14 protein-coding genes and 2 tRNA genes are annotated in these 13,835 nt (G+C 53.0%); 9 read left to right on the top strand and 7 right to left on the bottom strand.

Annotation, left to right across the window (positions count from 1 at the left end):
• Positions 1 to 13 precede the first annotated feature (13 nt).
• The 3 genes from agp to E2F51_RS15110 form a co-directional block, all read right to left on the bottom strand.
• Positions 14 to 1,672: a bifunctional glucose-1-phosphatase/inositol phosphatase gene (gene agp / locus E2F51_RS15120; RefSeq protein WP_209215446.1), complete on the bottom strand. Its 1,659-nt coding sequence runs from the start codon at positions 1,670 to 1,672 to the stop codon at positions 14 to 16.
• Positions 1,673 to 1,976: 304 nt separating this feature from the next.
• Positions 1,977 to 2,064, bottom strand: a tRNA-Ser gene (locus E2F51_RS15115).
• Positions 2,065 to 2,289: 225 nt separating this feature from the next.
• Positions 2,290 to 2,377 (bottom strand) — tRNA-Ser (locus E2F51_RS15110).
• Positions 2,378 to 2,594: 217 nt separating this feature from the next.
• Between E2F51_RS15110 and yccA the strand changes: the two genes are divergently transcribed.
• Both yccA and tusE read left to right on the top strand, forming a co-directional pair.
• Positions 2,595 to 3,254 (top strand): FtsH protease modulator YccA, encoded by a 660-nt coding sequence (yccA, locus tag E2F51_RS15105; protein WP_013201578.1) that lies wholly within the window; start codon positions 2,595 to 2,597, stop codon positions 3,252 to 3,254.
• 149 nt (positions 3,255 to 3,403) lie between these two features.
• Entirely contained in the window at positions 3,404 to 3,730 is a 327-nt protein-coding gene (gene tusE / locus E2F51_RS15100) for a sulfurtransferase TusE (RefSeq protein ID WP_053145730.1), read from the top strand.
• 3 nt (positions 3,731 to 3,733) lie between these two features.
• Here tusE and yccX read toward each other — a convergent pair whose 3' ends face one another.
• Positions 3,734 to 4,012, bottom strand: a complete 279-nt coding sequence (gene yccX, locus E2F51_RS15095; RefSeq protein WP_013201576.1) for an acylphosphatase — start codon at positions 4,010 to 4,012, stop codon at positions 3,734 to 3,736.
• An 89-nt stretch (positions 4,013 to 4,101) separates the two neighbouring features.
• Between yccX and rlmI the strand changes: the two genes are divergently transcribed.
• The gene (gene rlmI, locus E2F51_RS15090) at positions 4,102 to 5,292 is read left to right on the top strand and encodes a 23S rRNA (cytosine(1962)-C(5))-methyltransferase RlmI (RefSeq protein ID WP_134823843.1); all 1,191 of its coding nucleotides are present in this window, start codon (positions 4,102 to 4,104) and stop codon (positions 5,290 to 5,292) included.
• 61 nt (positions 5,293 to 5,353) lie between these two features.
• Positions 5,354 to 5,674 carry a heat shock protein HspQ gene (gene hspQ / locus E2F51_RS15085; RefSeq protein WP_134823842.1) on the top strand — a complete coding sequence of 107 codons (321 nt, stop codon included), beginning with the start codon at positions 5,354 to 5,356 and terminating at the stop codon, positions 5,672 to 5,674.
• A 29-nt stretch (positions 5,675 to 5,703) separates the two neighbouring features.
• Here the strand turns inward: hspQ and E2F51_RS15080 are convergent, their stop codons facing one another.
• A complete protein-coding gene (locus E2F51_RS15080) occupies positions 5,704 to 6,120 on the bottom strand; it encodes a CoA-binding protein (RefSeq protein ID WP_013201573.1) in 417 nt (138 codons plus the stop codon).
• A gap of 186 nt (positions 6,121 to 6,306) precedes the next feature.
• Between E2F51_RS15080 and E2F51_RS15075 the strand changes: the two genes are divergently transcribed.
• Together E2F51_RS15075 and mgsA are read left to right on the top strand one after the other, a co-directional pair.
• A complete protein-coding gene (locus E2F51_RS15075; protein WP_013201572.1) occupies positions 6,307 to 6,948 on the top strand; it encodes a DUF2057 family protein in 642 nt (213 codons plus the stop codon).
• Positions 6,949 to 7,031: 83 nt separating this feature from the next.
• Positions 7,032 to 7,490: a methylglyoxal synthase gene (gene mgsA / locus E2F51_RS15070; RefSeq protein ID WP_134823841.1), complete on the top strand. Its 459-nt coding sequence runs from the start codon at positions 7,032 to 7,034 to the stop codon at positions 7,488 to 7,490.
• 37 nt (positions 7,491 to 7,527) lie between these two features.
• Here the strand turns inward: mgsA and helD are convergent, their stop codons facing one another.
• Positions 7,528 to 9,582 carry a DNA helicase IV gene (helD, locus tag E2F51_RS15065; protein WP_134823840.1) on the bottom strand — a complete coding sequence of 685 codons (2,055 nt, stop codon included), beginning with the start codon at positions 9,580 to 9,582 and terminating at the stop codon, positions 7,528 to 7,530.
• A gap of 133 nt (positions 9,583 to 9,715) precedes the next feature.
• On the opposite strand from helD, the gene E2F51_RS15060 reads away from it, so the two are divergent.
• Both E2F51_RS15060 and yccS read left to right on the top strand, forming a co-directional pair.
• The gene (locus E2F51_RS15060) at positions 9,716 to 10,162 is read left to right on the top strand and encodes a YccF domain-containing protein (RefSeq protein ID WP_013201569.1); all 447 of its coding nucleotides are present in this window, start codon (positions 9,716 to 9,718) and stop codon (positions 10,160 to 10,162) included.
• A 6-nt stretch (positions 10,163 to 10,168) separates the two neighbouring features.
• Positions 10,169 to 12,307, top strand: coding sequence for a YccS family putative transporter (gene yccS, locus E2F51_RS15055; protein ID WP_134823839.1), 2,139 nt, complete (start codon positions 10,169 to 10,171; stop codon positions 12,305 to 12,307).
• Here yccS and E2F51_RS15050 read toward each other — a convergent pair.
• Positions 12,304 to 12,933, bottom strand: coding sequence for a TfoX/Sxy family DNA transformation protein (locus tag E2F51_RS15050; RefSeq protein ID WP_013201567.1), 630 nt, complete (start codon positions 12,931 to 12,933; stop codon positions 12,304 to 12,306). The two genes, yccS and E2F51_RS15050, sit on opposite strands and share 4 nt — an antisense overlap.
• A 211-nt stretch (positions 12,934 to 13,144) precedes the next feature.
• On the opposite strand from E2F51_RS15050, the gene sulA reads away from it, so the two are divergent.
• Positions 13,145 to 13,654, top strand: a complete 510-nt coding sequence (gene sulA, locus E2F51_RS15045; RefSeq protein ID WP_134823838.1) for an SOS-induced cell division inhibitor SulA — start codon at positions 13,145 to 13,147, stop codon at positions 13,652 to 13,654.
• The last annotated feature ends 181 nt before the right edge of the window (positions 13,655 to 13,835 follow it).

The raw sequence follows: 13,835 nt of genomic DNA, 5'->3' as shown, positions 1-13,835 counted from the left end.
GTGCGAATCAGACTCAGGAAGACTTTTCAGTCTCTGGCTGCGCAGGAGTGGCAGGCTCATCGGCGTTAGCTTTTTCCGCCTTGGCTTTATCGGCTTTATCAGCCTTATCCTTCGCCGCTTTATCTTTCGCAGCCTGCTCAGCCGCGGCTTTGTCAGCAGCCGCCTTGTCTTTGGCTGCCTGCTCGGCTGCGGCTTTATCAGCTGCCGCCTTGTCTTTGGCTGCCTGCTCGGCTGCGGCTTTATCAGCTGCCGCCTTTTCTGCAGACGCTTTAGCCTGAGCGGCTTTATCTGCCGCAGCCTGATCGGCCGCTGCTTTAGCCGCAGCCACTTTATCAGCAGCCGGATCTTTCGCGGCCGTTGGTGCGGCTGGTGCTTCAGCTGCCGGAGCTGCTGGTGCAGGTTGCGGCGCGCTTGCCGCCATCGGCGTTCCCTCAATGGCTTTATTCAGCACCTGAGTAAACTGATCCCATGGGCAGAAGCCATTGGCATCGGTCTGGCAACCGTTCATTTGCAGCGTGACGCGCTTAGGAGGCGTATCCAGCGACAGCGGCGTTGCATTACGCAGCTGATCGGTAGACTGGTAAACGTACTCAACCTTCACCAACTCACGATTGTTTTTCTTATCGTGCCAGCGCTGGAACTGGATCATCCCACCAATAGGCGTGCGCTCGTTTTGCTCTGGCAGCGTGTAAGCTTTGAAATCCAACGCCGTCAGCAGGGAGGCGATATTCGAATCATGGCCGACCATCAGCGTCACTTTCGGCGCGGAGGCTTTATCTTCATCCACTAACATACTGCGGATATAATCGACCAGTGGTGCTGCGACGTCACGCGCCACTTCTGGCGTAGTAAACAATGTGTCCTGATAGCCATTTTTGATGGCGGACAGCTCTTTCCACTGCTCAGGTGTCTTAATCTGACCCCAGGCGACCTGATCCAGCGGCATCCCTTCGTAATATTGCAGGGTGAAGGCATCCACCAGCGAATTCCCGACTTTTAATGGACCCGAAACGTTCGGCTCTTTACCATTTTCAGCGGTGAATTTGTTCTGATTATCACTGGAGAGATCGCACTGCTTTTTGCCATCACAGGCAGCAGAGGATTTGTAATCGATGATTTTTTCCAGACGCTGGAAGGCCGGTTTGAGTGCCAGTTTTTCACCCGCGCTGTTCATGCCGGTCAACGCCTGCTTGTTGAAGCCTTCGCTGCTGTCGGTAATCACCGGGTTGAACACCGGATCCATCGCGCCCATTTCATCCTGATGAGACACCTGAATGTCACATCCCGGGAACGCACCGGTGATAAAGAACTGCGCGGTGGCGACGGTACGCTGCAGGCTGTTGGCGTAGGCGTAAACATCGTCAGAGGCTGGACATTCGCCGTCGGCGATCAGCCCTTGCTGCGCAAGCCACTCACGGGTGTAACGGCCCATGTAAACTTCAAGCACGCCGCCCTTGGTCGTCAACTGTCCACCTGGCACATCCCACTTAGGCCAGGCCTTTTTAGTGGACTGAGCCAGCACGCTGCCATTATCAGCCAGCGGCGCACGGAGGTTATGGCGGCTCATCATTAACACTTGCTCAAGCTGGTAATCGTCGTCAGCAGCATAAGCTGAAATGCCGGTGAGTGCCGAGCAGACTGCTAATGCGCAAAGACTAAACTTTTTAATCATGTGTTTTTCCATTGATTCAAGGTAAATCACCCGGCCGTAATATGGCGATGCGGTTGGTTAAAAATTCGCAACAACGCAAATGAGGCTCGCTCGGCGTTCCTGGAAATTCAGGCCAGGGGTGGGCATTCTTCATTGGTGTTGAGAATATAGCAGAGTATCGCCTTTGCCGTTGAGTCGCATCAGGAGATTGAAAAGAAACGGGATGTTTTTCGGAATGCTCTAATAAACGAACGTGTTAGCGAAGAAACAAGCGGGGAAGGCAGAAAGCAAAACGGGCCAGCCTAAGCTAACCCGTTGAATTTGATGGTGGAGAGGCAGAGATTCGAACTCTGGAACGGTTTCCCGTCGCCGGTTTTCAAGACCGGTGCCTTCAGCCACTCGGCCACCCCTCCACACTAGTACCAGTCACCGTTTCAAAGAGTGGCTAAACTCCCTGAGCAACTGATGGGGCGCAGTATAGGGGATGCCGATCGCTTTGCCAAGCATAATTTTGGCTAGTTTGTTGAATTATTGCGCTTTTATGCAATTTTTTTTCATCTGTTCAACAAACGGTCAATTGGCGGTTTTATTGCGCCCATAGCAAAACGGGCCAGCTTTCGCTGACCCGTTAAATTAGATGGTGGAGAGGCAGAGATTCGAACTCTGGAACGGTTTCCCGTCGCCGGTTTTCAAGACCGGTGCCTTCAGCCACTCGGCCACCCCTCCACAATGAGGCGAACTATAAACACCCTCCCGGTCGATGTAAAGTGTGTTGCGGTTCAATCGCCTTAAAAACAGTCGATCGGCGTTTATTTGCTGGCAATATCGCCACTCTGCTTACTTAAACAGCCGACTATCGCGTAAAGAAGGGTAAAACGCCTTTCCCCGCTTCGCCCTGCTCCCTATTCTCACAGGTAAATTGGTGACCCAAAGAGGCTCTTTTATGGATCGCATTGTTTCGAGTACCCGTGGCAGCTCCTTAATTACCACCCACAAGGTGCTGCGCAATACCTATTTCCTGCTGGGGCTGACGCTGGCCTTTTCTGCCGTTACCGCTACCTTGAGCACCGTTTTCGCCCTGCCCGCGCCAGGCTTCATTCTGATGCTGGTCGGCTTTTACGGGCTGATGTTCCTGACTTACCGCCTGGCGGACAGCCCTACCGGCATTCTGGCGGCGTTCGCCTTTACCGGTTTCCTCGGCTACTGCCTGGGCCCAATCCTCAACTCATTGCTGTCTGCAGGGATGGGTGATGTGATTGGTCTGGCATTAGGCGGCACCGCACTGGTGTTCTTCAGCTGTTCTGCCTACGTGCTAACCACCCGTAAGGATATGTCCTTCCTGGGTGGCATGATGATGGCCGGGTTTGTGGTATTGCTGGTTGCCGTCGTGGCAAACATCTTCCTTAACATTCCGGCATTGCATATGGCAATCAGCGTGTTGTTTATCCTGTTCTCTTCAGGTGCCATCCTGTGGGAAACCAGTAACATCATTCACGGCGGCGAAACCAACTATATTCGCGCGACCGTTAGCCTGTACGTGTCGATCTATAACATCTTCGTCAGCCTGTTGAGCATTCTGGGCATGTCATCGCGCAGTAATTAATAGCCCGCAGTTGACGCAACAGTAAGAGCCCCGCCCTGCGGGGCTTTTTTTATGTGCCGGATTAAAGCTGCCAGTAAGAGGCAGACTACCCACAGCTGGCCGCAGTTTGCTAAACTGGGCGGCTTAGCAAATCAGACAGAGGCAAGACGGTGTTATTCCAGGGCAAAGAAATTGAACGTGACGCGCAGGGTTATCTGAAGTCCACGATGGACTGGAGTGAAGCGCTGGCTCCGTTACTGGCAGAAGAAGAGGCCATTGAGCTGACTGACGCCCACTGGGAAGTGGTGCATTTCGTCCGTGCCTTCTATCTGGAGTTCAATACCTCCCCGGCGGTGAGAATGTTAGTTAAAGCCATGGCGCAAAAATACGGTGAAGAAAAAGGCAATAGCCGCTACTTATTCCGCCTGTTCCCAAAAGGCCCGGCAAAACAAGCAACTAAAATTGCCGGCTTGCCTAAACCGGCCAAATGCCTTTAAGCACTAACCGGTAGTGAAGCCGTTTGGCAAGTCGCGCGGTTGATGAGGTTCCTCGAGCACCCTTTCTACGCGGGCACTTCTGGGGCCGCCGTCTTTAAGCCAGGTAAGTAACGTCTGCACATCACCCTCTTCACCACAGGCCAGAACTTCAACGCTGCCGTCATTCAGGTTCTTCGCATACCCCTTGAGCCCCAGCGCTTTGGCCTGATGTTGCGTGCTGTAGCGGAATCCCACGCCCTGAACCACACCGTGAACCCAGGCTTTTACGCAGACAGTAGTCATATTTCTTCTCCTTTCACGACGCAGATTGCATTTTAACGGTTGGCACCGGACAATAACCGCTGATTCTTTACTGTATAAGCATAGCAAATATGACTGTTCGTTTGATTCTTGCCAAAGGACGTGAAAAATCCTTACTTCGCCGCCATCCGTGGATCTTTTCTGGTGCTGTTGCTCGTCTCGAGGGGAAAGCCGAGTCGGGTGAAACTATTGACGTCTGTGACAGCCAGGGCAACTGGCTGGCTCATGCCGCCTGGTCACCCGTGTCGCAGATCTCTGCCCGTGTCTGGAGCTGGGAACAGGAAGAGGCGATTGATACCGACTTCTTTATCCGCCGTCTTAAGGCTGCGCAGTCTCTGCGTGACTGGCTGGCAGCGCGCGATAACCTCGACAGCTATCGCTTGATTGCCGGTGAATCTGACGGTCTGCCTGGCGTGACCATTGACCGCTACGGCAAGTTCCTGGTCCTGCAATTGCTGTCGGCTGGCGCAGAATATCAACGGGCAGCGCTGATCTCCGCGCTACAGAGCTGCTACCCGGACTGTGCGATTTACGATCGCTCGGACGTTGCAGTGCGTAAAAAAGAAGGTCTTGAACTGACTCAGGGCAACGTCCTGGGCGACACGCCGCCAGAGCAGTTACCGATTGTTGAGCATGGCATGAAGTTACTGGTCGATATCCAGGGCGGCCACAAGACCGGTTACTACCTCGATCAGCGTGACAGCCGTATGGCGACTCGCCGCTATGCGAAAGATCGCCGGGTATTGAACTGCTTCTCTTACACCGGTGGTTTTGCAGTTTCCGCGCTGATGGGCGACTGCAAACAGGTTATCAGCGTCGATACGTCACAAGGCGCGCTGGACATTGCCCGCCAGAATGTTGAGCTGAACGGGCTGGATCTGTCGAAAGCCGAGTTCCTGCGCGATGACGTGTTTAAGCTGCTGCGCCGCTACCGTGATAGCGGTGAGAAATTCGATCTGATCGTGATGGACCCGCCGAAATTTGTCGAAAACAAAAATCAGCTGGCCGGTGCTTGCCGTGGCTATAAAGACATCAATATGCTGGCGATGCAGCTGTTGAACCCGGACGGCATGCTGCTGACGTTCTCCTGCTCAGGGCTGATGCCAACCGATCTCTTCCAGAAAATCATTGCCGATGCCGCGCTCGATGCTCAACGTGATGTACAATTTATAGAGCAGTTCCGGCAGGCGGCCGATCATCCGGTGATCGCCAGCTATCCGGAAGGCATGTACCTGAAAGGATTTGCCTGCCGCGTCCTGTGACTTGAAAAAGCTGTCCCTGCCCCCATCTTGGTAGCAGGGCACTGTTTCTCAGGAGGTCACGATGATTGCCAGCAAATTTGGACTCGGACAACAGGTGCGGCATAAGCTGCACGGTTTCCTCGGTGTAGTGGTAGATGTGGATGCAGAATATTCACTGGACGATGATCCGGAAAAGGATGAGGTTGCCACCAGCGAATCGCTGCGTGAAGCGCCCTGGTATCATGTCGTGATGGAGAATGAAGACGGCGAGACCGTTCATACTTATCTGGCAGAAGCCCAGCTTTCGTGGGAGCTGCCGGGCGACCATCCGGAACAACCTTCCATGGATGAACTGGCCGCGTCAATTCGCGAACAGTTGCAGGCGCCACGCCTCAGGAACTAATGCAAAATCCCCGCCTGGCGGGGTTTTTTTTAGCCTTTTTCCAGCCCTAAGCGCGGGATCTCGATTTTAGGGCAGCGATCCATCACCACCTTTAATCCCGCTTCTCCCGCCAGCACCGCAGCCTGCTCGTTAATCACCCCAAGCTGAAGCCACAGAGATTTCGCCCCCACCGCGATCGCTTCCTGGGCGACACCCCATGCCGCTTCGGCATTACGGAACACATCCACCATGTCGATCGGTTCAGGAATGTCTTCCAGCTTTTCGTAAACTTTTTGTCCCTGCAGCGTCTGGCCTGCCAGCTTTGGGCTGACCGGCGTCACTTTGTATCCCTGCGACAGCAGATAAGCCATCACGCCATAACTGGCCCTGGCGGGTTTATCACTCGCTCCAACCAGCGCGATATGTTTGGTGGAGGTCAAAATATCGGCAATTATTTTATCTTGCATGCAGCTCTCCTTATCAGACTGATTACAGTTTATGCGCAGTGTGGCTGTTGGGAAAACAGCTCAGGCAGAAGATGCCAATTCCTGAATATAAAGCACGAATAAATATGTTAAAATGTTAATATGCTGCCATACTGAAAGACTTTGATACACTCGACGTGTTTGCCTGCCCTCGCCTCTGGAGAATAAATGAAGCTGCGTTTGGTCATTACAGGCGTTTTAGCTTTGCTGGTTGCGACTACAGTCCATGCCACCACGCTCAAACTCGCCCCTGATATTGACCTGTTGGTGCTGGACGGCCGAAAAATTTCTGGTTCGTTATTAAAAGGTGCTGAAGGGCTCGAACTCGAGCAGGGACAGCATCAGGTATTGTTTCGCGTCGAGAAAAGCCTGAAAAAAGATGCTCAAATGGCCACGCCATGGGTCTCTACCCCATTGATCGTCACGTTCACCTCTCAGGCAAAATCAGTCACCATCACGTTGCCGCCGCTAACCACCACCGCGCAGGGAAAAATGTTTGATAAACATCCCACTTTCCAGCTGCTTAACGAGCATGGTGCGGTGGTTGAGAGTCAGCAAGACCATTTGCTGGTCAAAGCTGACAATAACTATGAGCAGGCCATGGTGGTGTATAACCTGAAAGGCAACGTCGCCTCAGTACCTCGCTTTGCCCAGGGACAAACCTCCACTACCCCAATCAGTAATGATTCCCAGGACTTTGCCAACGGCAATCATGCCGGCAGCCGGGTATTGCAGCTGTGGTATCAACAGGTTGATTCCGCCACCCGCCAACGTTTTGTGATGCTGATGCGCGCCCTGCGTACCAGTTGATGTCTGCACGCCTTCCGCCTACACTCGATACGCTTTATCAGGCAGTTCCCCTCATCTGATTGACGTGAAACCAGGAAGCCGGAATGGATCAGACCACCCGTAAAATTCAGGAAAAGAAACACATTGCGCTGGTTGCGCATGACCATTGCAAAACATCGTTGATGGAGTGGGTCAATATACACAAAGACGTGTTACAGGCTCATACACTTTATGCGACAGGCACCACGGGCAACCTTGTCCAGCGTGCAACTGGCCTGCCGGTGACGGCAATGTTGAGTGGCCCGATGGGCGGCGACCAGCAGGTGGGTGCCTTGATTTCCGAAGGGAAAATTGATGTGCTGTTCTTTTTCTGGGATCCGCTAAACGCCGTGCCACACGATCCAGACGTTAAGGCGTTATTGCGCCTTGCAACAGTATGGAATATTCCAGTGGCGACCAACCGCGCAACCGCCGACTTTATTATCCGCTCACCGTTATTCGCGCAGGCGGTTGATATCATCATTCCAGATTATCAGCGCTATTTGCAGGAACGTCTGAAGTAAACTGATGAGCGTGCAACGGCACGCTCATCCCGCCAATTTAAGGTTTACGCAGCACCGGAACACCCAGCCGCTTAATTTCTTCCACAAATCCCGATGGGTTCTCTTTATTAAACAGCAGCCACACCTGCTGCTTCGCACGCGTAATGGCGACATACGCTAACCTGCGCTCTTCTGCATCGGGGAAGTCTTCCGGCTGGGGTAACAACGCCTGCTCCATGACGGACTCTCTGGCCGCTGCGGGGAAGCCATCCTTGCCGTTTTGCAAACCCAGCAATATCACATAATCCGCCTGCTGCCCTTTACTGGCATGGATGGTGGTGAAATCAATCCGCAATTTTGGCCAGCGGGTTTTGGCTTTTTCCAATACTGCCGGGCGGATATGGTGATAACGGGCAAGGATCAAAATCCGCTCATCCGCGGTGGCATAGCCGCTAATTTTATTCAGCAATGCCTCCAGCTGATCTTCCGGCAGGAGGGAAATCGACTTTTTATTGCCTTTGGTCAGGCTGTTCAGCGGTTTTTTCAATTGATGCGGGTTGCTCTGCACAAACTTATTGGCAATTTCACCAATTCGATCGTTAAAGCGGTAGGTGGTATCCAGCACGCAGCGGTCGCCCTCACCAAAGTGATGATGAAACGCGGTGGTCAGGGTCATCTCAGCCCCGCTGAAGCGATAGATCGCCTGCCAGTCATCGCCAACGGCAAACAGCGCCGCCTGCTTGTTCTGTCTTCTGAGGGCGGCGAGCAGCGCCGCACGCTGAGGCGAGATATCCTGGAATTCATCGACCAGGATATGCTTCCACGGGCTGATAAACCGGCCTTTATCAAGGATGTTGACCGCCTGATGGATCAAGCCGGAGAAATCTACCGCCCCTTCTTCTTTCAGGGCGCTTTTCCAGGCCTTCATCAAAGGCGCCATCAGCTTTACGCGTTTGGAAAAGAGATCGCGCACCTCTTCAGGAGCTGATTCAATCATTGCCGCCTGCGCGCCGCCATGCATTCGCATCAATCCAAGCCATCGCTCAAGCCTGCTGGCCAGACGTTTGGCAAGCCGCTCTTCTTTCCAGTAATCACCTTCGCCGATTTCCCACTCCAGCTCGTCCTGCAACCATTGCCGCCAGCCATTGGCATGGGCTTTCTTTTCCCCACACTGCTGGCGCCAGACGTCAATTAACAGCTTATGGCGCAGCGTCGTATCGGTTTCGAGCTTGCTGATGGAAGGGGATTTATTGCTGCCCTGCTGGATGATGTTCAAAGCCAGTGAGTGAAACGTGCGGGCCTGAATACCGTCGGTATTCAGCCGGGCTTTGATGCGCTCGTTCATCTCTTCAGCGGCCTGACGACCAAAGGCCAGCAGCAGGATCTGTTCTGCGCTGGCTTGTTTGCGCATCAGTAACCATCCTGCGCGGGCGACCAGCACGGATGTTTTGCCACTCCCCGCACCCGCCAGCACCAGCAGCGCATCCTCACCATTCACCACCGCTTTTGCCTGGGAACTGTTGAGAGGGGACGTCTCGACGGTATTGAAGAAATCGGCGTACTGCGCCAGCATTTTTTCTGACCACTGACCGTTGCGCTTCTGCCGTTGTGCATCGCTGTTATTCAGCCAGGCGAGGCAGAACTGATAGTTTTCGCGGCAGTTATCAAACTCATCCAGACGCTCTACCGGCAGTGGCAATGAGGAGAACGCCTCCTGAATGGCGGTACGCCAGCCGGCCATATCGCTGCGCTTCAACCATTTATCCTGCTGTTCACCCTCCTGTAAGCGGGTGACCAGTTGCTGTAGGACTTCAGAGGAGACCAGGCTCATCTCCTCACTCCATTGCTGCCAGGCCTGGTTGAGGTAATGATAGAAACGTTGGGTTTCCTGCCATTCGGTGCCATGCAGGCGCACGACTTTATCTTCAGGCAGGGCAAATTCGAGTTCGCCCCAAACCATCCCGCGTTTACATTTGATGGCTAACAGCTGGTTAAACGGAATAAGGTATTCATGTTTTTCACCACTCACCTCAACGCCTGCGGCCAACATTCGTACCCGATTGTAGGGATGCTGCGCCAGATGTTTGCCCAGCGACGTTGCTTTCAGTTCCATGACCTGCCTCTGGCTGTGGTTGCTTTTAATGGGCTGTAGTTTAGCTGGCAGGAGTGTACCGCTCCAGAGTTAAAACGCGCTACAATCAACGCATTGTATTTTTGAGCTCCGCGCTCTGTTAGGGAAACGACCAATGCGTACTGTTTTAAACATTCTGAATTTTATTCTGGGCGGTTTTCTGACCACGCTTTCGTGGCTGTTTGCGACCGTTGTCAGCATCATTTTTATTTTTACCTTACCGCTCACCCGTTCCTGCTGGGAAATCACCAAGCTTTCGTTACTGCCTTACGGTAACGAAGCCGTGCATGTAGATGAGCTGGAACCCGGCCGCAAAAATGCGCTGATGAATTCGGGCGGCACGCTGCTGAATATCATCTGGCTGGTCTTCTTTGGCTGGTGGTTGTGCGTGATGCATATCATGACCGGTATCGCCCAGTGCATCACTATCATCGGCATTCCGGTTGGGATTGCGAATTTCAAAATCGCCGCCATCGCATTGTGGCCGGTAGGCCGCCGCGTCGTCAGCGTCGAAGTGGCACAAGCCGCGCGTGAAGCTAACGCCCGCAGCCGGTTCAACTAGTTTCTGATGCGCTTATCGTTAAGCTCCAGGCTGCGGCGCTACGCCTATAACACTGCGCTGCTGTACAACCTGCGTATTTTTATCGCCCTTGTGGGTACCGCAGGTGTGCCCTGGTGGTTGAATCAAATCACCTGGACCATTCCGCTAACGTTAGGCGTGGTGGCTGCGGCGCTGGCAGACCTTGACGATCGCCTCAGCGGCCGGCTGCGCAATCTGGTCATCACCCTGGTTTGCTTTTGCATTGCGTCCGTCTCTGTTGAACTTCTTTCTCCGTATCCCTGGCTATTTATCCTCGGTCTTGCCGTGTCGACCTGGGGTTTCATTTTGCTTGGCGCGTTGGGGCAGCGCTATGCCACGATTGCCTTTGGCGCGCTGCTGATCGCTATCTATACCCTGCTCGGCCTTGGGCTGTTCCCTCAGTGGTATCTGCAACCTTCCCTGCTGCTGGTCGGCGCTATCTGGTACAACCTGCTGACGCTCACCGGACACGTTATTTTTCCCGTCCGTCCGTTACAGGAAAATATCGCCCGCAGCTTTGAAGGGCTGGCAGTGTATCTGGAGGCAAAAGCGGGGTTATTCGACCCGGATATCGAAGAGAATGAAAATGCGTCGTTGATCGACGTGGCCATGGCCAACAGTCAGTTGGTGGCGACACTCAACCAGGCAAAAATTTCGATTCAGTCCCGCTTACGTGGGGACCGGGGACAACGCAGCACGCGCAGAACGCTGCATTATTACTTTGTCGCTCAGGACATTCATGAGCGTGCCAGCTCTTCCCATGCGCAATACCACGCGCTGCGGCAGGAATACCGTTACAGCGATATTCTGTTTCGCTTTCAACGCCTGCTGACGCTGCAGGCAAAGGCCTGCCAGCAGTTGGCAAACTGCATTCTGCTGCGCGAAACCTATCAGCATAACAGCCGCTTTGAGCGAACCTTCATTCACCTCAACGCCGCGCTGGATCGTCTTGCTGCTGCCCGTCCAGGGAGCAGTGACGTCAAAGCCATGCACTATTTGTTAAATAACCTCAAAGCCATAGACGCCCAACTGGCGACAATTGAATCAGAGCAAATTCTGGAAAGTCATCATGAGAATCATGATCAAACGCTTTCCAGCGAAGGATTAACCGGATGGGCCGATATTCGTTTACGTATCAGCCGCCATTTATCGCCTGAATCCCCGCTTTTCCGCCATGCGGTGCGGATGTCGCTGCTGTTGTGTGCCGGCTATGGGTTTGTTCAGCTGACTGGCCTTGAGCACGGCTATTGGATCCTGCTGACCAGTCTGTTTGTCTGCCAGCCGAACTACAATGCCACCAAACGCAGATTAGCATTGCGTATTGTGGGAACCGTGGCGGGTATCGTACTTGGGTTGCCTTTACTGTGGCTGGTGCCTTCTGTCGAGGGGCAGCTGATATTGATCGTGGTCACCGGCGTGCTGTTCTTCGCCTTCCGTCAATCGCAATATGCTCATGCCACAATGTTTATCACCTTGCTGGTGCTGTTCTGTTTCAATCTGCTGGGTGAAGGGTTTGAGATTGCCCTGCCCCGCATCTTTGATACGTTGTTAGGCTGCGGCATTGCCTGGCTGGCGGTGGCTTTCCTCTGGCCTGACTGGCGTTTTCGTCGGCTGTCTTCGGTTGCAGAACGCACGCTGACCGCTAACTGCCGCTATCTGGATGCCATTCTGGTTCAGTATCATCAGGGAAAAGACAACCGGCTGGACTACCGTATTGCCCGCCGTGACGCCCACAACGGTGATGCTGAGCTGGCTTCAGTGGTGTCTAACATCTCCGCAGAAAAGAATGCTTCCGCCTCGTTGCGGGAAGCGGCGTTTCGTCTGCTGTGCCTCAACCACTCCTTCCTCAGCTATATCTCGGCGCTGGGCGCGCACCGGGAAAAGATCACCCGGCCTGCCATGCTGCAATTGATGGATGATGCCGTCTGCTACGTCGATGACGTGCTGCATATTGATCTTATCGATGAACAAAAAACCCAAAGATTGTTGTCGAGCCTCTCTGAGCGACTGGCAGCAACGGAAGCCGACCCGGAAACCAAAGAGCCGCTGGTGCTTCAGCAGGTGGGTCTGTTGATCGCATTACTGCCAGAAATCGCTCAGTTAAAAAAACAGGTCCTGGAAACTTAACGTCTTCTCAGTTCGCTCAGCGTCTGGTACAGCAAGGTTTCGCGGTGCCAGCCCCTGAGCTCCTCTTTGATCGCCACCGGCAGTGCTTCACAATGCAGCCCCTCGATCGCGCCTTGCAACGCAAAAAGAATATTCACCCCAAGACTTTTATTTTTCTCGTGCAATTTTAACCAACTGCGCTTTGCGCCCAGCTGCTTTAACATCTCTGCGTTAGCGATACCCACCCGCCTGAGCTGCACTTCCAGTTTCATACTGAGATTAGGCAAATCCTTCAGCCGCCCCGAGTTTTGATGCAGTTTTTTATCTTGCATCGCCCCTTTCAGACACAATTGACAGAGCGCAATCAACTGTTCAGGCTCGGCCCACAGCGGGTTGTCCACGCGGTAGTATTCCAGCGCGACAGGGATCCCCCTTTTGTTAAACATCAACGGTTTCATCTTACGTTCAATGATATACGGCCTCACTTCTTCACAGGCCCGAAGATAGAGGTCGCCCTCACTGACAAGCGCAAAGACCACGCTTTCCACTGATAAACTGTAGCCACCAAACTGGCTACGGCTATTTATTTCGCCCAGCGAAGAAAGCTGACGTTTTGCCCTGATAATATTGCTTTTTGAGTCCTTCATATTCCGCATCCTTAACGTTGTAAGACATCCTGGTGTTTCTCCTTTCCTGCAGAAAAAAAATAGGCAATCGCCGTTACAAGTTCAATCAATGATTTGCTTTGCACCCTATCGATTTGTGTTTTTGCGAGGCGTTTTCAAAAAAATAAGGTTGATCTTTGGACACCCTCGCTATACTGTACATCCATACAGTAACCCTGCGAGCGAAGCCAATATGCAAACTCATTCCCTGAAATCTTCTTCTGTTAAAACTGGTGTGCGGACTGCTCCAGACTGTGCGAAAGCCCAGCCTGCAGCTGCGGCGGGCTTAATCAGTGAGCTGACTTACAGCGAGAATCAGCCTGCTATGACGCAAATGCTGCTGCTGCCCTTACTGCAACAGTTAGGGACTCAGTCACGCTGGCAATTGTGGTTGACGCCTCATCAAAAATTGAGCCGTAGCTGGTTGATTGAGTCAGGGTTACCGCTGGATAAAGTGATGCAGATTAATCATTCCGGTGCTATTACTACCGTAGAGGCGATGATCAAAGCATTACAGACGGGAAATTACAGTGTGGTTTTAGGTTGGTTGACGGGCGAGATCACCTTAGAAGATCGTCAGCGGCTGCAAAAAGCGGCATTTGCTGGCAAGGCTTTGGGGCTGATTATGCGACCCGATCGGATCAATTCTGCCTCCTCCAGACCGTTTAATGGCTTAAAAATTCACTCTACTTTGTATCATTAAGTAAAAATAAGAAATTTCTCACGAGAAAATTCTGCAGCTGGCTCGTTAAGCCCCTGATTATGCTATGAGCCTGCGGGACAATGGTTTAGCGCCATTTTCCCCTCAGGTTTTACCTGTATAACCTGTCTGCAGATGTGTAAATTTGTGTACGAAAGCCTATTTTTTTGCTGACCGTCGTCAC

It is taken from the genome of Erwinia sp. QL-Z3, assembly GCF_004551645.1.
Classification (GTDB): domain Bacteria; phylum Pseudomonadota; class Gammaproteobacteria; order Enterobacterales; family Enterobacteriaceae; genus Erwinia; species Erwinia billingiae.
Note: the sequence above shows the minus strand (reverse complement) of the source record. Positions and strands in the feature narration are given on the sequence as shown.